At 42.5% G+C, this 22,108-nt stretch carries 21 protein-coding genes and 1 riboswitch; of the genes, 14 read left to right on the top strand and 7 right to left on the bottom strand.

The window, feature by feature from the left end:
* Positions 1–20: 20 nt before the first annotated feature.
* The 4 genes from ACKPCE_RS11990 to ACKPCE_RS11975 all read right to left on the bottom strand — a co-directional run bounded on the left by ACKPCE_RS11990 (position 21) and on the right by ACKPCE_RS11975 (position 3,806).
* A complete protein-coding gene (locus ACKPCE_RS11990) occupies positions 21–635 on the bottom strand; it encodes a thiamine phosphate synthase (protein WP_319505360.1) in 615 nt (204 codons plus the stop codon).
* Between the two features lie 3 nt (positions 636–638).
* Complete coding sequence (gene thiS, locus ACKPCE_RS11985) at positions 639–839, bottom strand: sulfur carrier protein ThiS (protein ID WP_319505359.1); 201 nt, start codon at positions 837–839, stop codon at positions 639–641.
* 65 nt (positions 840–904) lie between these two features.
* Positions 905–996, bottom strand: a riboswitch (TPP riboswitch).
* A 72-nt stretch (positions 997–1,068) separates the two neighbouring features.
* Positions 1,069–3,072 carry a sensor histidine kinase gene (locus ACKPCE_RS11980; RefSeq protein ID WP_319505358.1) on the bottom strand — a complete coding sequence of 668 codons (2,004 nt, stop codon included), beginning with the start codon at positions 3,070–3,072 and terminating at the stop codon, positions 1,069–1,071.
* Positions 3,073–3,188: 116 nt separating this feature from the next.
* Positions 3,189–3,806, bottom strand: a complete 618-nt coding sequence (locus ACKPCE_RS11975; protein WP_024995576.1) for a superoxide dismutase — start codon at positions 3,804–3,806, stop codon at positions 3,189–3,191.
* Positions 3,807–3,928: 122 nt separating this feature from the next.
* Between ACKPCE_RS11975 and ACKPCE_RS11970 the strand changes: the two genes are divergently transcribed.
* From ACKPCE_RS11970 to ACKPCE_RS11955, 4 genes are read left to right on the top strand one after another with little or no spacing between them, the layout of a single operon-like run.
* Positions 3,929–6,238 (top strand): ATP-dependent helicase, encoded by a 2,310-nt coding sequence (locus ACKPCE_RS11970; RefSeq protein WP_319505357.1) that lies wholly within the window; start codon positions 3,929–3,931, stop codon positions 6,236–6,238.
* 37 nt (positions 6,239–6,275) lie between these two features.
* Positions 6,276–6,731, top strand: a complete 456-nt coding sequence (locus ACKPCE_RS11965; RefSeq protein ID WP_277638313.1) for a hypothetical protein — start codon at positions 6,276–6,278, stop codon at positions 6,729–6,731.
* A 20-nt stretch (positions 6,732–6,751) separates the two neighbouring features.
* Entirely contained in the window at positions 6,752–8,068 is a 1,317-nt protein-coding gene (locus tag ACKPCE_RS11960; RefSeq protein ID WP_319505356.1) for a UDP-glucose dehydrogenase family protein, read from the top strand.
* A 9-nt stretch (positions 8,069–8,077) separates the two neighbouring features.
* The gene (locus tag ACKPCE_RS11955; protein WP_276965201.1) at positions 8,078–9,013 is read left to right on the top strand and encodes a UDP-glucuronic acid decarboxylase family protein; all 936 of its coding nucleotides are present in this window, start codon (positions 8,078–8,080) and stop codon (positions 9,011–9,013) included.
* A gap of 165 nt (positions 9,014–9,178) precedes the next feature.
* Here the strand turns inward: ACKPCE_RS11955 and ACKPCE_RS11950 are convergent, their stop codons facing one another.
* Positions 9,179–9,691 carry an HU family DNA-binding protein gene (locus ACKPCE_RS11950; RefSeq protein WP_276965199.1) on the bottom strand — a complete coding sequence of 171 codons (513 nt, stop codon included), beginning with the start codon at positions 9,689–9,691 and terminating at the stop codon, positions 9,179–9,181.
* Positions 9,692–9,974: 283 nt separating this feature from the next.
* Here ACKPCE_RS11950 and ACKPCE_RS11945 point away from each other — a divergent pair, with 283 nt between their 5' ends.
* Positions 9,975–10,223, top strand: coding sequence for a DUF4248 domain-containing protein (locus ACKPCE_RS11945; RefSeq protein WP_276965196.1), 249 nt, complete (start codon positions 9,975–9,977; stop codon positions 10,221–10,223).
* Between the two features lie 95 nt (positions 10,224–10,318).
* Here the strand turns inward: ACKPCE_RS11945 and ACKPCE_RS11940 are convergent, their stop codons facing one another.
* Together ACKPCE_RS11940 and ACKPCE_RS11935 are read right to left on the bottom strand one after the other, a co-directional pair.
* Entirely contained in the window at positions 10,319–12,469 is a 2,151-nt protein-coding gene (locus ACKPCE_RS11940) for a VapE domain-containing protein (RefSeq protein WP_319505355.1), read from the bottom strand.
* A 97-nt stretch (positions 12,470–12,566) separates the two neighbouring features.
* Entirely contained in the window at positions 12,567–12,926 is a 360-nt protein-coding gene (locus ACKPCE_RS11935) for a hypothetical protein (RefSeq protein ID WP_319505354.1), read from the bottom strand.
* 302 nt (positions 12,927–13,228) lie between these two features.
* On the opposite strand from ACKPCE_RS11935, the gene ACKPCE_RS11930 reads away from it, so the two are divergent.
* From ACKPCE_RS11930 to nspC, 9 genes are all read left to right on the top strand, one after another.
* Positions 13,229–13,570 carry a hypothetical protein gene (locus ACKPCE_RS11930; protein ID WP_319505353.1) on the top strand — a complete coding sequence of 114 codons (342 nt, stop codon included), beginning with the start codon at positions 13,229–13,231 and terminating at the stop codon, positions 13,568–13,570.
* 71 nt (positions 13,571–13,641) lie between these two features.
* On the top strand, positions 13,642–14,433 hold the full coding sequence (locus tag ACKPCE_RS11925; RefSeq protein WP_319505352.1) for a hypothetical protein: 792 nt from the start codon (positions 13,642–13,644) through the stop codon (positions 14,431–14,433).
* Between the two features lie 19 nt (positions 14,434–14,452).
* On the top strand, positions 14,453–14,845 hold the full coding sequence (locus ACKPCE_RS11920) for a YybH family protein (protein ID WP_319505351.1): 393 nt from the start codon (positions 14,453–14,455) through the stop codon (positions 14,843–14,845).
* A 45-nt stretch (positions 14,846–14,890) separates the two neighbouring features.
* Positions 14,891–16,054 (top strand): acyltransferase family protein, encoded by a 1,164-nt coding sequence (locus tag ACKPCE_RS11915; RefSeq protein WP_319505350.1) that lies wholly within the window; start codon positions 14,891–14,893, stop codon positions 16,052–16,054.
* 96 nt (positions 16,055–16,150) lie between these two features.
* Entirely contained in the window at positions 16,151–17,371 is a 1,221-nt protein-coding gene (locus ACKPCE_RS11910) for a hypothetical protein (protein ID WP_319505349.1), read from the top strand.
* 21 nt (positions 17,372–17,392) lie between these two features.
* A complete protein-coding gene (locus ACKPCE_RS11905) occupies positions 17,393–18,400 on the top strand; it encodes an HAD family hydrolase (protein WP_319505348.1) in 1,008 nt (335 codons plus the stop codon).
* Positions 18,401–18,521: 121 nt separating this feature from the next.
* Positions 18,522–19,976, top strand: a complete 1,455-nt coding sequence (locus tag ACKPCE_RS11900) for a radical SAM/SPASM domain-containing protein (RefSeq protein ID WP_319505347.1) — start codon at positions 18,522–18,524, stop codon at positions 19,974–19,976.
* A gap of 35 nt (positions 19,977–20,011) precedes the next feature.
* Positions 20,012–20,731, top strand: a complete 720-nt coding sequence (locus tag ACKPCE_RS11895; protein ID WP_308764441.1) for a hypothetical protein — start codon at positions 20,012–20,014, stop codon at positions 20,729–20,731.
* Positions 20,732–20,892: 161 nt separating this feature from the next.
* Complete coding sequence (gene nspC, locus ACKPCE_RS11890) at positions 20,893–22,026, top strand: carboxynorspermidine decarboxylase (protein ID WP_319505346.1); 1,134 nt, start codon at positions 20,893–20,895, stop codon at positions 22,024–22,026.
* The last annotated feature ends 82 nt before the right edge of the window (positions 22,027–22,108 follow it).

Genomic DNA, 22,108 nt, shown 5'->3' with positions numbered 1-22,108 from the left:
CTTTAAACGTATGTTTTTCACTACATGGTAAGTATGCGTTTTATCTCAGCAGCCGGATCATGTGCTTGTAGAATGGCGCCACTCATGGCAATACCTTCTATGCCGGTTGCCAGTATAGCCGGAATATCTTCCACGGTGATACCGCCAATAGCTACCGCCGGTAAAATAATACCGGCTTCAATCATTTGTTGTTTGATGTTACGATACCCCTCCAGTCCCAGAACAGGACTCAGGTTCTTTTTGGTCGTAGTAAAACGAAACGGTCCGATGCCCAGGTAATCGGCCCCTGCTTCGTAATGTCGCTTCACATCCTCAAAGGTGTTAGCTGTACCACCAATGATAAAGCCTTCACCCAACAGTTTACGAGCTTCCTCAATGGGCATGTCATTCTTACCTAAGTGCACACCATCGGCCTTCACTTCACGAGCTACCTCAACATAGTCATCAATGATGAGCAATGCATGGTGGTTTTCACAAGCCTTTTTTAGCTCTTCAGCCAATTGCCGCACCGTTTCAACAGCTACATCTTTCATGCGCAGTTGAATCCATTTACAGCCGGCTTCCAAAGCCATAAAAGCCCCTTCACGATACGAAAACTGTTCCGTCTCGTGGGTAATAAATTGTAGACTGGCCATGTGTTATCCTCCGCAGGCTGCCTTGATGATCACTACTTCATCTTTTTCAGTTAATGAAAAGGTTTTCCACTGTGTACGAGGAATTAATTGTTTGTTCACAGCCACCGCCATTCCTGTGGACAAGATGTTGAGCCCACTAATGAGCTGTTCCAGTGTAGCTGATTCGGAAATCACTGTTGCTTTGTTGTTGACTATTACCTCCATTATTTTCAGTATTAAATAGATGTAAAAACAAAGCGTAGCGCCTGTTAAAAGAAGAGTTTACATAAGAAAAGAAAAATAACAATTCCCTGCGTCAGTATTATCTGCATCAGGTTCGTAGGGTATAATCTCAGCCTTTAGGGCACCCCTTTGTCTTTACAGCGGACAAAGTAAAACAAAATAATTGAGAAACCCTATTGAAAAAGTAATTTTTCGGAGATAAATAAAAAGACTATGCTTTTCTATCCGCTTGTGTAAACGGATGCGAGAACACAAAACGTGCTCCGTCAGTGTATGCGCGATCAATCCAGATATCACCTCCCATATAATTAATGGTAAGTTTACAAATGGAGAGCCCTAGTCCCGTGCCCTGAATAAATTCATCTAGCTTTTCGAAACGTTTAAATACATCCCGATGTTTCTCGGCAGGAATGCCACGACCGGTATCTGTGACAGAAACCAGCACACATTTATCTTCAACATCTTTTTCAAATCCTATGGTAATTTTACCTCCGGGAGGAGTAAATTTCAAGGCATTATTTACCAGGTTAATTACAATTTGCTGTAAGCGCAACGGATCCGTTTCAATGATCAGTGACTCATCAGAAAAACTGGTAACTATCGCTACTTGTTTTTCTTGCGACAAGCGTTGCGTTTGAACAACCATATCGCTCAGTGTAGCCGCCAAATCACGTATTTCATAATTGAACTTCAATCGACCCGATTCCAGTCTAGAAATGTCAAGTACATCACTAATGAGTTGCAACAGTAAATCTGAATTGGTTTGAATGATCTTGGCATATTCCTTTTGTTCCTCCGTGGCACAATCATTTTCAACCAATAAGCTGGTGAACCCCACTATGGCATTAAGAGGCGTACGAATTTCATGACTCATGTTAGACACAAAAGCACTCTTCATGAGGTTAGCTTCTTCGGCCAATTCTTTGGCATGACGTAAGTCGGCTTCTGATTTTTCCAGCTTAGCCTTATCGTGTCTAAGCTCTTCATTCAAAGAAGCCATGTTATTTTTCAGAGCTTTCATTTTAAAGTAATAGTACAAGCTGGTAACCAGACCCAATACTAACGTAATGAAAACCAAGAATAAAGTTTCTATTTCTTTCTTGTAAACCACAAAGAAAGGAGGGATGTGGTTAATCAGAATTGAATTTTCGGGTAACAGTGAGGACTTTATTTTGAACTCTTTGATCTTTTGATCATCAAACCTGTATTCATTGCGCAAAGTAATCATTTCGGGAGCCTTGACTTCTTTTTTGTCAAGCACCTCATAGGCCTTAAAGCCAAGTCTTCTGCCAATTCCTTCAATATGAGGCATGTATCCGCCAATAGCCCAATGCCCCATACCAGTGCCTGTCAGCGAAAATACCGGTATATGTGGTTGTACAAATTGAAAAGCAGTTGCAGCATTATTCACGTAAGACATCTTCAAACTGTCTATCCGCCACATGGCAAGCAACAACACACTGTTGTGAGGAACCTCATGCAAAGCCTCTACAGCCTGATCCAGGTTCTTTTTTCTTCCGTCAATGTAAATAGGATGAATCTCCCGAATTTTCTTTAGTTCTTTCCTTATGTACGCATAATGTGCCAGGCCATAGTAAGTATTATCTGTCAATATGGCCAAATGATTGTTTTTAGGATAAAGTGTGCGAATCAGTTCTATGTTTTTAATCACATCGTGATTACTGGCAACAGCCATCTTCACATTTACACTGTGCATTTGCTCGTACATGTCCACAGACTGCGGTTCGTAATCAGTGAGAGAAATAGAATCGTTCGGAATCAAGAAACCATTGCGGGAAGCCATAGCAAACATCACCGGCACCTTGTTATATTCGGGATCGTTCAATTTCAGGAAAGAGTTCCAAGCCTCACCACCCAATAATATAATCATGGCAACATTAGGATGCTTATCAAGAAGCCGTTTCAGTCTATGAGGCCATTCATACGCTTCATCAAGCCCCATGCAGTTCATGTTTTCAATAACTACGGAACAATTTCCGCCCAGATTGCGGTAAGTGTCAATGAATTCGGCTATGTTTTCGGAGGTGTAGCGTGTATCGGAGTGGTATGCGCTGATAAAAAGAATCTCTTTACTATCTTTTATTTGATCTTTTACAACTGTCAAGTCATGCGCCTTGATAGCTATCAAACAGAAAAACAGTAAAAATATTACCAGAAGAAATCGCTGTACTTGATCTTTATAAACAAACTTCATAGACATCAGATATTATACAGGCCGCAAAGGTATAAAAAAACACAGACATTAAAATCAATATCTGTGTTTTATTTGTTTCAACGCCACGCTTTTAGTAAAGCGGTGTGAGTCAAGCCTTAAAAGCGGCTTCCTACAACGTCCCAGTCAACAATACTCCAAAGAGCATTGATGTGGTCGGCACGGCGGTTTTGATAATCCAAGTAATAAGAGTGTTCCCATACGTCAAACCCTAGTAACGGTTTCAGTCCTGCACGCACCGGGTTACTTCCGTTGGCTTCTTTTGTAATTACCAGTTTACCGCTCTTATCAACAGAAAGCCATGCCCATCCTGAGCCAAACAGGCCAACAGAGGCAGCAGTAAACTCTTTCTTGAAATTATCAAAACTGCCGAAATCTTTCACAATAGCCTCGGCTAGTTTGCCTACCGGTTCGCTATGAGCAGGTTTCGGAGCAAATTGTGTGAAGTACAGTTCGTGATTCAAAACTTGTCCGGCATTGTTAAATACAGCGCCATCGGGAGCAGTTTTTACAATTTCTTCCACACTTTTTCCTTCAAATTCCGTACCCGGAACAAGGCTATTTAAGTTATTTACATAAGCCTGCAGGTGTTTACCGTAGTGAAACTCAATTGTCTGCTGGCTGATTACAGGTTCCAATGCATTGGTTGCATAAGGAAGCGTCGGCATATTATAAGTCATAGTCATAAATATTAAAGACATTAATAATGTATTCATAAGCTCAATGTTTAATCGTGATTGAAACTTTGATTATAATAACGCCATATTTATAAAAAGGTTCGCCAGTATTACAACTTTCTTATATCTTTGCGTATCAAAACAGATAGAAACACTTCATCATGCAAGATAATTACTTGGAAGAACTCAATGAAAGCCAACGTGCTGCCGTACTCTACAATGACGGACCTTCTCTCGTTATTGCAGGTGCCGGTTCAGGCAAGACGCGCGTGCTGACATACAAAATAGCCTGGTTGCTGAGCAGCGGTTACCGTGCAAGCAACATATTGGCACTTACCTTTACCAATAAAGCCGCCCGTGAGATGAAAGAACGTATTGCCCGTCAGGTAGGAGCAGAAGCTGCCCGATACCTCTGGATGGGAACCTTTCATTCCGTATTTGCCCGCATTCTACGTGCCGAAGCAGAACATCTGGGGTTTAACTCGCGGTTTACCATTTATGATTCGGCAGATAGTAAAAGTCTCATCCGTTCCATACTCAAAGAAATGGGACTTGATGAAAAGACTTACAAGCCCGGTACCGTACAAGCCCGTATCTCTAATGCTAAGAATCATTTGGTTTCTCCTGCCAGCTATGCTGCCAACAAAGAAGCCTGTGAAGCCGATGCGGCAACTAAAATGCCCGCCATACGTGAAGTGTACCAACGATATTGGGAACGCTGCCGACAGGCCGGAGCAATGGATTTTGATGATCTGTTATTCTACACCTGGATACTGTTTCAGAAGCATCCTGATGTGCTGGCACGCTACCGCGAGCAGTTCCGTTACGTGTTGGTCGACGAGTATCAGGATACCAATTATGCACAACACAGCATTGTGCAACAATTGGCCGGCGAACATCAACACATTTGTGTGGTGGGTGATGATGCCCAAAGTATTTATTCTTTCCGTGGTGCCGACATTGATAACATTCTCTATTTTACCAAGATCTATCCCAATACCCGCGTATTTAAGCTGGAACAAAACTACCGCTCCACACAAACCATAGTGTGTGCGGCCAACAGTCTCATTGAAAAAAACCAGCGGCAAATACGCAAAGAGGTCTTCTCTGAAAAGGAAAGAGGGGAGGCCATCGGTGTATTTCAGGCCTATTCTGACGTTGAAGAGGGCGACATTGTGATTAACAAAATCAAAGATCTTCGCCGCCGTCACGACTATGAATACAGTGATTTTGCCATTTTGTACCGTACCAATGCTCAGAGCCGTATTTTTGAAGAGACCTTGCGGAAAAACGGAATGCCTTATAAAATTTATGGCGGACTTTCATTTTACCAGCGTAAAGAGATCAAAGATGTGGTGGCATACTTCCGTGTAACGGTAAATCCGGCTGATGAAGAGGCTTTCAAACGTATCATTAACTACCCGGCAAGGGGAATCGGTGATACCACTCTGGGTAAAATAATTGAGGCGGCAACGGGAAATAATACCAGCTTGTGGAATGTATTGTGTGATCCGCTGGCGTATCAGCTCTCTATAAATAAAGGTACTCATACCAAGTTGCAGGAGTTTCGTGAACTCATTGAATCGTTCCGTGATCGCCTAGGTACAGACAATGCCTATCAGATAGGTACTGATATCATCCGCCGTTCAGGTATTATGACCGATATACATGCCGATAATTCTCCCGAAAGCTTGAGCCGACAAGAAAATATTGAGGAGTTGGTAAACGGTCTGCAGGATTTTTGTGCCCTGCGTATGGAAGAGGGTAGTACAGACATCAGCTTGTCGGACTACCTGTCGGACATAGCCTTGCTTACCGATCAGGATTCCGACAAAGATAACGAAGGGGCTAAGGTGGTACTCATGACCGTACACTCAGCCAAGGGACTTGAATTCCGTAACGTTTTTGTAGTAGGTATGGAAGAGAATCTATTTCCCGGAAGCATGGCGGGAGATTCCCCCCGTGCCATGGAAGAAGAACGCCGTTTGTTTTATGTGGCCATTACCCGTGCCGAGGAACATTGCTTCTTGTCATATGCTCGCACTCGTTTCCGTTACGGAAAGATGGAATTTGGCACACCCAGCAGGTTCTTACGTGACATTGATACCTGTTTTCTGGATTTACCGCACGAAGCAGGCATCGGTCACAAAGTGGACGAAGGGGCTGCTCGTTTCCGGAAAGAAGAAGTACGGCAGCAAATACGTCCCCGAGCACAGGTTATTGCACCAACGCTGCCCCGCAACCTTAAAAAGGTAGCAAGCAGCAGTGCAGAAAACCAGTCGGCTCAAAGCATGCAAACCTCTTTGGGCGAACTGCGAGTGGGACAAAACATACAGCACGAGCGCTTCGGGATGGGAGAGGTTACTAAATTGGAAGGTAGTGGCGACAATGCCAAAGCAACGATCCGTTTCCGTCATGCAGGCGAAAAACAATTGTTACTACGCTTTGCACGTTTTACCGTTATTGATTAAAAAAATAGAAAAAAAACTGATAAAACCATTGTGCAAAATGCTTTTTTTTTCAATCTTTGACGAACCAATACATTTAGTACGTAAACAGTTGAATGAGTTTAAAACTTTCATGAAACCCGAACTAAAAGATATAGCTTGGCGTGCAGCCATAGCCGTTGACGAATACAACCCCGACCGCATAAGGAAGGATGCTTGTGGCGCGTGGATTGCTTATGATGATTTCAACAATAAGGAAAGCATGTTTGGCTGGGAAATTGATCATGTATATCCAACTTCCCGGCTTAACATTCTGGGTATTCCTCGTGAATTGTGGAATCATCCGCTGAATATACGTGCCATGCATTGGAAAAATAATTTCAGCAAAGCCAATTCGTTTCCACAATATACATCGGCTGTAGTTGACTGCGGCTTCACAAACATGGAACAAAACAGCGTATTCTGGGTATCCGAAGAACTACAAGATGAGTTGAACAGGCTTTTTAAAATAAGATAGTAACCATAAACAAACGATATATGAATATAGCAATAGTAGGAACCGGATACGTGGGACTTGTCTCGGGTGCCTGTTTCGCTGAAATGGGAATCAACGTAACCTGCGTAGATATTGACAGTGCCAAGATTGAAAAATTACATCAGGGCATTATGCCAATTTACGAACCCGGTTTGGAAGATTTGGTTTTGCGTAATGTACGCGAAGGCCGTCTTCAGTTTACCACCGATTTAACTTCTTGTCTCGATGATACGGATGTTGTATTCAGCGCGGTAGGTACTCCGCCCGATGAAGACGGCAGCGCCGACCTGCGTTACGTGCTCGAAGTAGCCCGCACGGTAGGACGCCACATGAACAAATACCTGGTACTTGTTACCAAAAGTACGGTACCCGTGGGTACGGCCCCTAAAGTACGCATGGCTGTACAAGAAGAGCTTGATAAGCGCGGAGTGAACATCCCCTTCGATATTGCTTCTAATCCCGAATTTCTGAAAGAAGGAGCTGCCATTAAAGACTTCATGTCACCCGACAGGGTTGTAGTGGGAGTTGAGAGCGAAAAAGCCCGTGAACTCATGGAACGCCTTTACCGCCCCTTTACGCTCAACGGTTACCCCATTCTGGTGATGGATGTGCCTTCTGCCGAGATGACCAAATACGCCGCCAACGCCATGCTGGCTACCCGTATCAGCTTCATGAACGACATTGCCAATCTGTGCGAACGGGTAGGAGCCAATGTTGACAATGTGCGCAAGGGTATGGGTTCTGATCCGCGCATCGGCAAGCATTTCTTGTATGCAGGTTGCGGTTATGGTGGCTCTTGTTTCCCCAAAGATGTAAAAGCACTGGCACATACCGGTATTGAAAACGGTTACCCCATGCGTGTTATCGAAGCGGTTGAGGCCGTTAACGAGGCACAGAAAAATATAGTATTCGAGAAACTGTTGCGAGCTTTTGACGGTGACTTGCGTGGTAGGGTTATTGCCATGTGGGGACTTTCTTTCAAGCCCGAAACTGACGATATGCGCGAGGCTCCCTCTCTGGTTGTCATTGAAAAACTGATTGAGGCAGGTGCCGTTGTTCGTGCTTATGACCCCATTGCCATGGAGGAGACCCACCGTAGGATAGGCGATAAAGTCACTTACTGTAAAGACATGTACGAAGCTGTGATTGATGCCGATGCACTGGCATTGCTCACCGAATGGAAACAGTTCCGCATGCCTAGCTGGTCTATCATTCGCAAGGCCATGAGAAATCACGTAGTGGTTGACGGACGTAATATTTATGATCCCAAAGAGCTTCAGGACAATGGTTTCACTTATAGCCGCATCGGCTTGAAATAATACCGGTTTATGAAAAGAATTCTTATAACAGGGGGAGCCGGATTTATAGGCTCTCATCTTTGTGAACGACTTATCAATGAGGGACATGATGTGATTTGTCTGGACAATTACTTCACAGGCAGTAAAGACAACATCCGCCATCTGCTCGATAACCATAACTTTGAACTGGTGCGCCACGACATTACCTCTCCTTACTTTGCTGAAGTTGACGAGGTGTACAACCTGGCCTGTCCGGCTTCGCCGCCTTACTACCAGTACAACCCCATTAAAACCATGAAAACCTCCATATACGGAGCCATGAATACACTGGGACTTGCCAAACGTATAAGGGCCAAGATTTTGCAGGCTTCCACTAGTGAAGTCTACGGAGACCCCGAAGTACATCCGCAACCGGAAAGCTACTGGGGACATGTTAATCCCATCGGTATACGCTCTTGTTATGACGAAGGGAAGCGTGCCGCCGAAACATTGTTCATGGATTATTATCGCCAAAACGGAGTACGTATTAAGATTATCCGCATCTTCAATACTTACGGTCCACGCATGAATCCGAATGACGGAAGGGTAGTGTCTAACTTTATTATGCAGGCTCTTCGCAACGAGGATATTACCATTTACGGTACCGGTTTGCAAACACGCAGTTTTCAGTATATTGATGATTTGATTGAGGGCATGACCCGCATGATGGCAACAGGTGACGACTTCATTGGACCTGTCAACATTGGCAATCCGGGTGAATTCACTATGCTGGAGCTGGCACAGAAGGTTATTGATCTGACCAATTCCCGCTCCTCTATTGTACACATGCCATTGCCGGGTGATGACCCGCAGCAACGGAAACCGGATATTTCGCTGGCCATGGAGAAACTCAACGGCTGGCAACCTCAGATACAGCTGGAAGAAGGCTTGAAGAAAACAATAACTTATTTCGAGAGTCATCTGTAAAAGAATTATTTTTTCGGTATTTCAGTGATACTGCCGGCCATGTTACTATGTAAGTAATTTGCCGGCAGTTTTTTAGCTAATTATCAGGCTGTACGAGGAAAGATGCGATAAAGCAACCACCTCAGAATTTTAAATAAAATATTCATAGTTGTTCGTTTTTAAAAGTTAACCGTTAGGATCATCATCGTCATCGCCGGGAGTACCCGGATTGCCCGGATCCGTAGGCGTACCACCGCCATTATCGCCCCCGCCTTCTTTCTGACCGGCTAGTGCCGCCACAATGTCAATAAACTCCAGCTTATCGCCCGCGCGGGTGGAGGTGAGGTTGGGACGTACACTGCTCGAAGCACGGAAGTTAATTTTAACCGCCTTGATATTCTTCGTAGTACAATCCTTTTCTAACTCAGTGCCCTGTGTGCGGGCCGACAAACTGAATACGCCAAAGTCTCTGATATTAACCGACTGCCCGTTATATAATGCCGAGCGCATAGCTTCAACAAAGTTGCTCAACACGCTTTGAATATCACCCAGCGACAGCGAGCTGGTCTCTTTCATACGGTAAGCAATGGAGTCGAGCGTGGCATTCTGCCCCATCGTCACCAATTGAGGATAATAGAGCAGTTTGGCATCTGCTTTGCGCGTATCCTTTCTACCTATTTTTTTATATGGAATAGCCATAGTTTACTTTCTTTTTATTTGATTACTATTTAAAAAAAAATGAGTGCATGCACTCTCGGTCGGAATCACCGCCGTCACCGTGTTGTACGGCTCTTTACGTTACTGTCAAAGCATAATAAACCTCCCTTCTATAAGCGTATGCAGCAAAGATAACACAGGGCGCATTGTGATGAAATAGTTATACGACAATAGGAGTCAAAACAAGGAAATATAGAGCTTTATTTAGTTGCTAAACACGTAATAAATGATTATATTTACAATGTAATCAAAATGAATATAGAATATGATAAAAGAAGAAAAAAAGGAAGTTACGGAGAAAAAGTTTGAGTATCGTACCTATGTAAAATCAGAGCTGGCCGGCCTTTACTATCCCGCTGCCACCTCCAAAGTCTCTTTGGGTATGTTCAACCGCTGGATACGATTTAATAAGAAGCTACAGCAAGAGCTGACGGATGCCTGCTACAAAAGCTCGCGGCATTCACTTACGCCGCTCGAGGTACGAATCATTGTTAAATACCTGGGAGAACCTTAATTGCAATACACTTAATGCCCCATTACATATATTCATATCGAAATAACAATATATGTAAAGGGGCATTACATTATACGTAACAAACAAGCAAACGGTTACAGTCGTTTAAAATTTCGCTCCACCTCATCCATACAAAACTGAATAACGGCATACTCATCAACACCTTGCTCATTGGTTCGTTTGGTGAAATCGCCCTTCTCCAACACTTTAATAAGATTTTGCTGCGAGGCTTTGTTGACCAGAACACGCCCGTGAATGGAAAGATAAACCAGCAAAGAAGCAGCGGGCTTCCACTTCGTATCCAGATCGGTAGCTACGGGTTTGCGGAAGTAAATGTAAAGCAGTTCCTCTATAGGATCCTTCATGCGGTGCTGCTCATTGCGGTCGTTAATTTCACTAATCTCGTGACCTTCGTACCAATACCGGTAACCATTGCGCAACAGGTGCATTGCCTGACTGTATACACCAGTGTAGTTCACTTTGGTTAGGCAATCAATCTTTTCTACCGTGGGACAAATAAAGCGGCGCGACCCGCTAAAGTCTTGCAGGAAATGTTTTTCATTGGTACTGCCAATGAAAGAAGCGTGGCGTTTGTAGCTCTCCACATTCGTGTCATAGGCTTTGCGTTCGGTAATCAGTTCCAACGTGATGAGACGTTTCAGAGCCGCTACGTCGCCGTTTCTCATACCTTCGAACTCTTCCATGTTAATGAGTATGTGCGTGGCAAGGAGCAAGGCGTGGTCCTTATTTTCGGGGTTTATCATTCCGTTGCGGTAGTAGTCTCTCAGACAAGGGGGCAACAGGTTGCGAATCCATGTACTTTTGCCTTTTCCCTGACTACTGTTGAGGATGATCACCAGGTGGTTAACCACTTCGTCATACAACGCACAGGCCACCATGCCCACCAGCCAGTGCTTGAAGCTATCTTGCCAAAACGCCTGATCTGTAGTGGTTACCGTGTTGGCCAGTTCGTTGATGTAGTCGGTCTGACCATCCCAGGGTGGGAGGGAACAGAAGTAGTGTTCAAACGGACTGTATGGACGGGCGTAATTGGAGTCAATGATGGCGTAAACCATGTTTTGAGAGCACCTCAGACCCGACAGTTGCGCTTTCATGTACACCGTGTTAAAGTCTTTGCGGCGCATGGGTATGTACATGCGCTTCTCTTGGGGTATGTTGTCGGCACATTCGGCATACTCCAGCTTATCGAGAATGATGTTGCGACGGATGTCGTAATGCTCGTCAATGAACTCAATGACCTGCTCCACAACGGGACGTTTTTCTTCCGTGTTTTGTATGGCCGTCTCGGTTTTATCAGTGTACTGATAAGCGTTGGCTATAGGTAACTCCACATCTAGTCCATCGGACTCAAACTCACGTCGTGCCAGGAGTTTCACCACTTCCTCGGATAATCCGTTGCGGTAACACTTGTTGCCCAAGGTAAACAAAAACGTGTCGCGTTTGCCCTCTTCAAACCGCATGGTTCTGCGAGTGGCGGCTACCGCCTTGGCAAAAGAGGCTTTGTCCCACGTACTTATACCGGTAATATCTACTGCCGAATTTCCCTTCTCCACCTTTTGACGACCGGATTTCTTAGCTGTAACCACCGGAGGCAGAATCTCTACATCGGGCACTTTTAGCTTTTGCAACAGTTGCTCGTTAAGGTAAACATTGGGGTCATAGGAGGCGTACACCCCGCGTCCGATGTCCTTTCCGCTGGTATCAACCGGTACACCCAGCAGCTGCTCAAAATGGCGCCGAGCCGCTTCGTAAGCCTGCGCATGATAATGCTCCAACTCTTGCCAGGCAATTTTCCCTTTCGTAAAGGCAGATAGCCTGAGATGCTCCATCAAAGCAGAAGTGAGGTAAACGAAGATTTTAAAGCCATGCCTTTTGGGCGTAAGAAAATTGGCCAGTACAGCAGGATCGGCCTCAATAAGCGGGCGCATGTGAACGACCTGTTCATCAGACAGTCCGTCAACATCAATGGTAAGCACGTCATTGTAACGAAGAACACTTTCGGGAAGCCTCTTTTCGCGGTAGTTTGCCGTAACGGTAAAGAATGGCAGTTGCTTCTTGGAGTTTTGAGCTTCTGCCATTCTGCCGTCGGCTACCAAAGCAGCTATTTTTTCAATAGCTTTACTGTGTTTAGCACTCTTGATTTCATTGATGAAATCAGAAAAAGTTAAGTCGCCGGATACTTTTGTGAAACCTTTGTAACGGTTAACAAGAATGTTTTCAATCATAGTTAAAAATTTGTTTTGTCATTGTTGACGGTACAAAGATGCATGAAATAACCGGATATTGAAATTAGTACTTTGTAGTCAATTTGCGCCAAAATCACTAATCATCAGCGTCAACATTCTCTAAAAACTCCGTAACCATCCTGTGAATGGTTGTTTCCAAACTTTTCAATGATATTTTTTTGTCGGGGCATCGCTTGTTTCTGAAGTCGTAACAACTGTCAAAATGAACTGCAAGCTCCTTTACACTAAGCTGATCTTTTAAGTTATGATCAATGTACAGCAGCTTTACTACCCCTTCTATGAAACGATCTTGGTCTCTGATTTCCAATACTTTAGTGTTGCCCGATATCAGCTTTTTCAGCTTGCTACGTGTTTCTTCCGTGTCATTTTTAAGAACGATAATGAACTCTTGTGTCTCCAGCATATTCACTGTTTTTAATGAGTCTTTTTTAGCCATAATTACTATTTATATTAAAAGAAAAAGCCGCGAATTTAATATATATTAAGTATTGGACCGTAATTTATGTTCGAAAAGTGAGTGATTATTTTGTTTGTTGTGTGTGTATATTAATATAGGTTAGGTATACCTACCCTCTATTTAATTACACACACACAGCCTTTAAAATATATACTATGATATTAGGAAGAAAAATAAATGGAATAAATGCTGTTTTTATAGAAAAAAAGCTTATTTTTGTTTTCAATAAAAATAAAAGCTAACAGCAAGGCAATTAATTATAAACTATTCAATAAATTATTATGAAAGCATTCTGTTTTTTTAGTCTGTTGGTGAGCACTGTTTTATTAAGCAGCTGCTCTCAATTTATCCCCGTAAGCAAGTTTGCCAAGGGTCAGGAACTTTTAGGCATAAGCAAAGAGTTGTTTTTAGCTCAATATGGTATGCCATACAGTCAGGACGCATATTACACCCCCGACAGCGTAATGGAAGAAAGGTTATTTTACATGGAACGCTTATACAATGTAGGCTGGCATGTTGTTACCACCATGTTTACCTTTCGGGACTCTATTCTTGTAAAGCAAGAAATGTATAAAGATCAATCGATTTATGATACCTACAAATCTAATGAGAAAAAAGAATGAATTCAATGCAAACACATGCAGTAATTTGGTAGCTCCTGCATTTTAACTAGGTAACTGATAAAATCAAAAATATGAGAACGAACAAATTTGCAAAACTATTATTATTCATTTGCTGTACATTAACTTTTGTGGCCTGTGATGATGAAGACGGAATCTATTTTACGCAAGACGAAATCATACAAGGAGATATACTCACGGGTAAGCAAATAGGCTTGAAGAATAATACACTAAGCATCTACACCACAGAAGGTGGAGGGGTAAATGTACAGGGATCCAAAGGAGTTATCAGTGCCACTTCATCTGACGACAAAATAGCAACAGCCACCTGCCAGAACGAAGAGACAAAATCTGTACAGGTAAAGGCTCATGCTGTGGGTAATGTCTTTGTTACAGTGACAGATGCTGAAGGAAATTCCAAACGTTTCACCGTTGTTGTTAAAGATGTAGAAGAATTATGGAGCCAAAAAAGTGTCAGCACTGTAAGAGGTACCAAACAATGTGTTGTAACCGGTACTACACGGGCAGATTCTGCTGCTATTGCAGCCCATGCCATTGCAAACGACAAAGATTACAAATACGTATACAAAACACGTTCATACATTCCGTTTGGTGATAAAGTTGTTCGTTTGGATGTATACGACAAGGATAATAACTGCATTCTTAGCGGCCCGGTTCATGAGAAAATAAGCAGTGAACAAATAGAAATCTTTTCGGCAGATTATAGCACTGTTATCATGACATATTATACACGTAACCTGGAGGGGGTATTTTACCTTGTGAAAGATCTGACCAAAGAATATCAAGCAACATATCCCACCGTAACAAAGGTTGAATTGTTTATTCAAACACTACTAATTCAATAATAATTTAGTTAACAATACTATGAGTAAACAGAATATTTCAGAAACAATCATTGCATTAGAAAAAGCAGCTATGCAAGCATGGCTTAACGGCAATCCGTCTCCATTTTTGGATCTTTATTCGAAAGACTTTACGTACTTTGATCCGTCGTTAGAATGGCGACTGGATGGCTGGAATAAGATAGAGGAGCTTTATGAAAGCATGCGGGGAAAAGCCAAGATTGATCAATTTCAGATGATTAATCCCGTTGTACAATCAACCGACACGATAGCTATACTGACTTACAATCTGCACATTCGACTAGGGGATATGCTCTGGAAAGAAAATTGTACAGAGGTGTATCGTCTGGAAGACAATGACGAATGGAAAATCATTCATTGCCACATTTCACCCACTAAGCCTTCTTTGGAGTGAGCGTGCAAAGTCCCCCCCCTAACATAAAATAAAACATAATTTTAAATGACAACAACTTATCTTGAATCTAAGCCCCGGTACGAAATTCTCGACGGACTGCGTGGAGTAGCTGCACTTATCGTAGTAGCTTTTCACCTATTTGAAACATATTCTCGGGGACCAGTATATCAAACCTTGAACCACGGCTACTTAGCGGTCGATTTCTTCTTTGTACTCTCGGGCTTTGTAATAGGTTATGCCTATGATGATCGGTGGAATAGCATGTCTCTGAAAGATTTCTTCAAACGCCGGCTGGTACGCCTACACCCCATGGTTATTATGGGTACATTGATTGGCGGAGCTTTGTTTTATTTTTCAGAAAGCCCTGCCTTTTCTCATATCATGCAAACTCCTTTGTGGCAAGTATTATTCGTTATGTTGCTAGGATGTATGATGATTCCTACACCACCGTCATGGGATATACGCGGATGGGGTGAAACCAATTCCTTAAACGGTCCCGCTTGGTCGTTGATGTGGGAGTACGTGGCCAATATTTTGTATGCTCTCTTTATACGACGCTTTTCAAAAGTAGCTCTTGGCATATTTGTGTTGCTGACTGCTTATCTGACCGTAGACATTGCTTTGAATATCGACACGTTTGGCTTGTTGGCCAACAGATCTTATGCCGCATATACTTTCATTGGCGGGTGGAGCATCACGCCCGACCAAATGTACATCGGAGCAACCCGCTTACTATATCCTTTCTTTGCCGGATTACTACTGTCACGCATCAACAAACTCATTCAAATAAAAAGAGGCTTTTGGTGGTGTTCGCTGTTTATTGCCATAATCCTGGTAATGCCTCGCATCGGCGGAGAAACCAATATGTGGATGAACGGAATGTATGAAGCTGTATGCGTACTCATGTTATTCCCGTTAATAGTGGCAACAGGCGCCGGCAGTAGAGTTACAGGCACCCGTTCTGTAGCCGTTTGCAAATTCTTCGGTGAAATCTCTTATCCGCTCTACATCACGCATTACCCGCTTATATACATGCAAACAGGATGGGCCCGTAATCATCCCAGTGCACCGTTAGGTGTACATATATTCGTTGGAATTTCAGTCTTTTTCCTATCCATAGCTATTGCCTATGCTTCTTTAAAATTATATGATGAACCTGTACGTGAATGGCTTAAAAGAATATTCTTAATGAAAACAAAGAGGAGATAATAAAAAAATGTATTGAATTTATATCTAGAATAGTTGCATTTTTTGCTGATTATTGCGTTCTTTGTGATATTCATATTTCTAACTAATTAATGACCTATGAAGATTTTTATTCACGTAACAAACAAAGATCAGGCTTTAGCGTACATTGCCCAACGATTGGGAGAAAATGCCGATGATTTTAAAAACACGATCGCTCCGGAAAATCTCATAAAGAATCTTTCTTTGCCGCTAATTACCGAAAGCGAATACCAACACGAATGCAAAAAGCTGAGTGCCAAAGATGTTGCTGAACTACGCAACCGACAGGCATGCGGACTAAAGTACATCAATGAATCTTATCCGCTACTGGCAGGTGAGGAGTTATTGAACGACAGTTTTACATATTTAAAAGAACGATATGGCTCGTGTGTTGCCGGATCTCCTGTACTGATAAGACAAACCAGTCAGGCAACTCTCTATTACGTATTCGACTTTCATCAGTGGTCGGGTAAAGAGGTTAGCATGCAATTGCCAGTGCCCCCCAAACACAGTTTTATGCCCCCTGTAACAAGAGGCGAAGTAGCTGAAAAGTTATTTATATCCTTACTAAAAGGATTGGCAGAGAAAGCAGGCGGTTCTATCTTTGAATTGGTATTTCCGGAACAACATTTTGAAATTGACTACCAACGCATTGCCGGCATCGTGAAATCTGCCGTCAATCAAAATACCATTGATGAGGAAAATGGCAAAATAAACGGGGTGGTTAATTACATGAAATATACGTATAGTGCAGCGATGAAACAATCAAAGTCGCAGGCCGAATTAATCGCTTTACTGCGTATTCCGGAGGCATCCATGAATACCATTATAGGCACTTTAGCTACGGATCCGTTTAGAAAGCCAGGACTTACCGTCTATATTCAGGCAGTGGCTATGGCAATAGGTGTTTGGAAAGAGATGGCTATGCAAGACAAAGGAGAGGCTAATTACAAAACGTCTCAATACTACCTTACCAGCATAGTCAAAATGAAGAGTGATGCCATTAAGCACATAAACAATACATTCGAGGACATAGCTGTTGATCGTAAAAATTACTTCAAGAAGTCGGACGGGACAGCATGCAGATCTGATGAATACGGATATGGCCCCGAATTTTACAAGTACTACATGTGGCAAGATGATTATACTGGCAAGAACTCATCATTCAACAAAGAAAAAGGATATGATGCCGAAGCTGCCCGAAATAATAATATGCTGAGTGCTCAAAATAGTGCTGTAGATACAGAAAGAACGCAACTGAAAATTGATATCGCATTAAATTACTTAAATGCTATATAATACCCAATTAAAATTATATCTATGAACAAAAATGTAATGATCATTGCTGCGGTGACAGCCTTGTTGTTTTCGTGTACCCCAAACAACAAACAAGATGATGCCTTATCGGCATGGAATGACACTCCTGTGAAACAACAGATTCTGAATTATGTGGCGTTGGCACAAAAAGAAATTCCGGTTGAAGATCGTGTTGCCGTGTTTGATATGGACGGAACCATAGCCTGCGAAACTCCGCTTTGGTTTGAAATGGCTACAGCTGTATATGGCATGCACCAGCAATATGTAAAGCAACCGGAACTACTGAAGCTCAAAGAGTACCAATACGCCAAAAAGTTATGGGAAAATCCGGCCGATACTACCGTTCTTAATCATTGGATGGTAGACGGTGTGAACTACCTGGACTCCATCATATTAAAAGCATTTACACCGGTCGACTTTGAAACGTCTATCGATATGTCTGCCAAGTATCTCATGGAAACAAAAGACAAAAAGTTTAATATGATTTTAGGAGATATGTTTTACGAACCCATGCTTGAACTAATAGAGCTACTTCAGAAAAACGAGTTCGATGTTTACATTGTGTCCGGATCAATGACGGGAGTTATCTGGAGTATTTGTCCGCAAACAATAGGCTTCAACAGAGCGCATCTCATTGGTACCCGACAAGCACTTACCCCCATATACCAAGACGGCAAAACCATACTACGCATTGAAAAGGCCATTTTTCCTCCCAAAAATGACGGAAATGGTAAGAGCCTGAACATTTATAATGCCATAGGTAAGATTCCTGTTTTTGCTTTTGGAAACACGACAGGAGATTTCGGTATGTTTCATCTGACTGCCACAAGCAAATATCCTCACATGGAATTAATGTTAAACCACGATGACGATCAACGCGAATATGCTTATCCTCCCTATCACGGAACAGCGGTTCCGGCTTGGCAAGATTCGCTTGAAATTAATAAATGGATACAAGTGGATATGAGCACGCAGTTTAAAACCGTTTGGAAAGAAAAAAATAAAATATAGAGTAAAAAACAAGGTATAAGAATAAACAAATCTACTTTTGATATGTTTATTCTTATATTTTTATATAAATTCATTATACCATTCTGATTTCTAACCTTTTATAAATTTAAATACTTAGAAAATGATTAAAAACGTAACAGGCAAATATCGCCCGGTAACTGTTGTATGGGAAGTTACCATGGGATGTAACATGAATTGCGCGCATTGTGGGTCTTCTTGCAACAAACCATACCCGGATGAACTAACCACGCAAGAAGCCGTAACTACCATTGAAGATATAGCAGCGTTAGGTGTTAAATGGATAACCCTCTCGGGTGGCGAACCTCTTACCAGAAAAGATTTACCGTTACTCATTAGAAAAATCAAAGCAATGGGGATGAGTGCCAACGTGATTACAAACGGTTGGCTGTTGCCCGATATGGCTCAAGAGCTTAGAGATGCAGGAGTATCTGTAGTGGCTATCAGCATTGACGGTACGCGCGAAATACATAATGAAACCCGTAAACAAGGATCTTTTGAGCGTGATTTAGTGGGCATAGCCCATCTCCGTAAGCTAGGAGTAGAAGTTGGCGTTATAACCACTATTACCAAAAAAAATCTGTATGTGTTAAGGGTACTGAAAGAAGACTTAATAAAAGCAGGAGTTAACTCCTGGCAAGTACAGATTGGCTTACCCATGGGCAATTTGCTAAAGCATAAAGAAAACATTATTGAGCCGCAGGAAGTTGACAAGATTATTGATTTTTGTTACGAAACGGCTCTCGAAGGCAAAATAAAGATGTACCCGGCCGATTGCATTGGCTACTATACGGTCAAAGAGCAGGAAGTAAAAAGACGTGCATATAACGCCGAGGGTATATTGTGGGAAGGATGTAATGCCGGAATAAGAGGATTTGGACTTTTACAAAATGGAGACGTAATAGGCTGCACCTCTGTAAGAAGCCCTGAGTTTATAGAAGGCAATGTTCGGGAAAAATCACTGAATGAAATATGGACTGGCACCAATTCTTTTACCTGGCGTAGAAATATGACGAAAGAAATGCTAAGCGGAGAGTGCCGCACATGTAAGTACGGCAGCAGGTGTCTGGGAGGCTGTGCCAATACGCGTCTTACCATGGAAGGAAGCATATACGGCGAAAACAAGTATTGCTCGTATAATGTGTATCTCAAACAAAGAATGGCCGAAATAGCCCGTGAAACCAATGCAAAGACTCTCTTAATGAAAGCGCAACAGGCTGTTCAATCTAACGAGCCTCAGGAAGCGGCTATCTTGGCACAACGGGCATTGGAACTCGACAGGGTAAACACAGAACTTTATCGCCTCAAAGGGTATGCCGATTACATGTGTGGCAATTACAAAGAAGCACAAAAAAGCAATGAAGAGGCATTAAAACTAAACGAGAACGACGCTTATGCTCTGAAAGGACTGGCTTTATCTGTATACAAGCAAAATAAGCTTCCGTACGAGGAGGTTATGGCATTGATGGAACGTGCCAACCAATTAAGCAACGGAGCCGACATGGACATTATTCATGATATGAATGTATTGAAACAAGAACATCTGGCTTCCAGATAATATAATCTCTATGTTTAACTTTAAATTATTTGTTAATGGAAGAATCAATTTCCGCCTATGAGGGCAAGAGTTTTAATGTGACATTGCAATCGTACCTGGGAAGTACGAACTATGGCTGGTGCTTAATTTCATTGCCGAAAGGAATTATCTTAGCAGGACAGGCCAACGAACCGGCATTTCAAGATGGTACTCGAAATGCATTGGTAAACCAAATCTTTTATTTCATTGCTACAGAAGCTACTCAAGAGAAGACAGAAATTGACTTTGGTTTGTGCTGTCTTACTCAGAATCCTTCAGAATTGAATCCTTTCAAGTATGAAGAAATGGTAACTGTGTTTGTAAACGTAATTCCTGCAAATAAACTTGAAGGAAGTAAGTTTGTTCAATACAGCGGTAATGCGGCAATGTATTCTCCTGGTGGTGGCAGTGACCTGATCACTGCGTTAAAGTATGGCTATCCGTGTAACCTTGAATCAGGAGTCGGACTGAAGTATGGTTACCCCTGTAGCGTAGATGCAGCAGCCTATAAATACGGTTATCCGTGTAGTCAGGATGCAGCTGCATATAAGTATGGTTATCCGTGTGCACAAGAAAATGCTGTAGCTGATAAATATGGTTATCCATGCAGTCAGGATGCTACACTTTTGAAGTACGGTTACCCTTGTGCTCAAAATGATGCGGCACTTTTGAAGTACGGTTATCCTTGCAGTCAAGATACCACTCCGGTAGTAAAATACGGGTATCCAAACTGTTAAGCTATTGATTGGCATCGGTTAGATGTCGTCAAGTGGGCAATAGGTTACGAATCAGCACTCAAACTTATTGCCCTTTTTTGTTTCTTCAATCGACTAGTTAACCGAAACATTTGTCTAACTTTGCAGACTAAAATGATTTATAATAGTTTAGTGACTGACAAATGATAGATTTTAACCAATTCCCTTCTCCTTGTTACATCATGGAAGAGGAACTACTAAGACGCAACCTCAACCTGATTCAAAGCGTTAAAGACAGAGCCGGTGTAGAAATTATTCTGGCTTTCAAGTCGTTTGCTATGTGGCGTTCTTTCCCAATCTTTAGGGAATATATAGACCACTCTACAGCTAGTTCGGTTTACGAGGCACGTTTAGCTCTGGAAGAATTTGGAAGCAAGGCGCATACTTATTCACCTGCATATACTGAAGAAGATTTTCCTGAAATAATGCGCTGCAGCAGCCACATTACTTTCAATTCATTGACTCAATATGAGCGTTTCTACCAGCAGGCTGCCCAAGAGGGTATCTCTTGCGGCATTCGTGTAAACCCCGAATATTCTGAAGTAGAAACTGAATTGTATAACCCTTGTGCTCCCGGTACGCGTTTTGGAATTACATCCGATTTACTTCCCGACGTATTACCCGAAGGTATAGAGGGCTTTCACTGCCATGCACACTGTGAATCTTCTTCGTATGAGTTGGAGCAAACCTTGGTGCATCTGGAAAAGCGTTTCTCTCATTGGTTTAAGTACCTTAAATGGCTTAATCTGGGAGGCGGCCACCTGATGACCCGCAAAAATTATGACGTAGAACATCTTATCGGATTATTGAAAGGATTGAAGGAACGTTATCCGCACCTGCAAATTATCTTGGAACCCGGATCGGCTTTCACATGGCAAACAGGGGTACTAACAGCCAATGTGGTTGATGTGGTAGAGAGCAAAGGTATAAAAACTGCCATATTAAATGTGAGCTTTACCTGTCACATGCCCGACTGCCTGGAGATGCCTTATCAACCCACGGTAAGAGGTGCAGAACTGGGCGAGGAGGGACCTTATGTTTATCGGTTAGGCGGCAACTCTTGCTTAAGTGGTGACTACATGGGGTATTGGAGCTTTGACCATGAATTAAAGATAGGCGAACGCATCGTGTTTGAAGATATGATTCACTATACTACCGTAAAAACAAACATGTTTAACGGAATTCACCATCCGGCCATTGCTTTGTGGACGAAAGAAGGAAAAGCGGAAATCTACAAACAATTTTCTTATGAAGATTATCGAGACCGAATGAGTTGATAATCAATATAATGGCTTATAGCGGGAAAAGGGCAGACTGTTTTTACACGAAAAAAAAACTTCGGATTATTTGGAGGTTTAG

The organism is Bacteroides graminisolvens (assembly GCF_963666085.1).
GTDB lineage: Bacteria > Bacteroidota > Bacteroidia > Bacteroidales > Bacteroidaceae > Bacteroides > Bacteroides graminisolvens.
Note: the sequence above shows the minus strand (reverse complement) of the source record. Positions and strands in the feature narration are given on the sequence as shown.

Bases quoted from the DNA above. Each gene is read 5' to 3' on its own strand.
- thiS (WP_319505359.1), bottom strand. From the start codon at position 839: ATGGAGGTAATAGTCAACAACAAAGCAACAGTGATTTCCGAATCAGCT.
- ACKPCE_RS11900 (WP_319505347.1), top strand. From the start codon at position 18,522: ATGATTAAAAACGTAACAGGCAAATATCGCCCGGTAACTGTTGTATGG.
- ACKPCE_RS11975 (WP_024995576.1), bottom strand. From the start codon at position 3,806: ATGAATACATTATTAATGTCTTTAATATTTATGACTATGACTTATAAT.
- nspC (WP_319505346.1), top strand. From the start codon at position 20,893: ATGATAGATTTTAACCAATTCCCTTCTCCTTGTTACATCATGGAAGAG.
- ACKPCE_RS11990 (WP_319505360.1), bottom strand. From the start codon at position 635: ATGGCCAGTCTACAATTTATTACCCACGAGACGGAACAGTTTTCGTAT.
- ACKPCE_RS11920 (WP_319505351.1), top strand. From the start codon at position 14,453: ATGAGTAAACAGAATATTTCAGAAACAATCATTGCATTAGAAAAAGCA.
- ACKPCE_RS11905 (WP_319505348.1), top strand. From the start codon at position 17,393: ATGAACAAAAATGTAATGATCATTGCTGCGGTGACAGCCTTGTTGTTT.
- ACKPCE_RS11970 (WP_319505357.1), top strand. From the start codon at position 3,929: ATGCAAGATAATTACTTGGAAGAACTCAATGAAAGCCAACGTGCTGCC.
- ACKPCE_RS11945 (WP_276965196.1), top strand. From the start codon at position 9,975: ATGATAAAAGAAGAAAAAAAGGAAGTTACGGAGAAAAAGTTTGAGTAT.
- ACKPCE_RS11940 (WP_319505355.1), bottom strand. From the start codon at position 12,469: ATGATTGAAAACATTCTTGTTAACCGTTACAAAGGTTTCACAAAAGTA.
- ACKPCE_RS11935 (WP_319505354.1), bottom strand. From the start codon at position 12,926: ATGGCTAAAAAAGACTCATTAAAAACAGTGAATATGCTGGAGACACAA.
- ACKPCE_RS11950 (WP_276965199.1), bottom strand. From the start codon at position 9,691: ATGGCTATTCCATATAAAAAAATAGGTAGAAAGGATACGCGCAAAGCA.
- ACKPCE_RS11930 (WP_319505353.1), top strand. From the start codon at position 13,229: ATGAAAGCATTCTGTTTTTTTAGTCTGTTGGTGAGCACTGTTTTATTA.
- ACKPCE_RS11910 (WP_319505349.1), top strand. From the start codon at position 16,151: ATGAAGATTTTTATTCACGTAACAAACAAAGATCAGGCTTTAGCGTAC.
- ACKPCE_RS11955 (WP_276965201.1), top strand. From the start codon at position 8,078: ATGAAAAGAATTCTTATAACAGGGGGAGCCGGATTTATAGGCTCTCAT.
- ACKPCE_RS11925 (WP_319505352.1), top strand. From the start codon at position 13,642: ATGAGAACGAACAAATTTGCAAAACTATTATTATTCATTTGCTGTACA.
- ACKPCE_RS11980 (WP_319505358.1), bottom strand. From the start codon at position 3,072: ATGAAGTTTGTTTATAAAGATCAAGTACAGCGATTTCTTCTGGTAATA.
- ACKPCE_RS11965 (WP_277638313.1), top strand. From the start codon at position 6,276: ATGCTTTTTTTTTCAATCTTTGACGAACCAATACATTTAGTACGTAAA.
- ACKPCE_RS11915 (WP_319505350.1), top strand. From the start codon at position 14,891: ATGACAACAACTTATCTTGAATCTAAGCCCCGGTACGAAATTCTCGAC.
- ACKPCE_RS11960 (WP_319505356.1), top strand. From the start codon at position 6,752: ATGAATATAGCAATAGTAGGAACCGGATACGTGGGACTTGTCTCGGGT.
- ACKPCE_RS11895 (WP_308764441.1), top strand. From the start codon at position 20,012: ATGGAAGAATCAATTTCCGCCTATGAGGGCAAGAGTTTTAATGTGACA.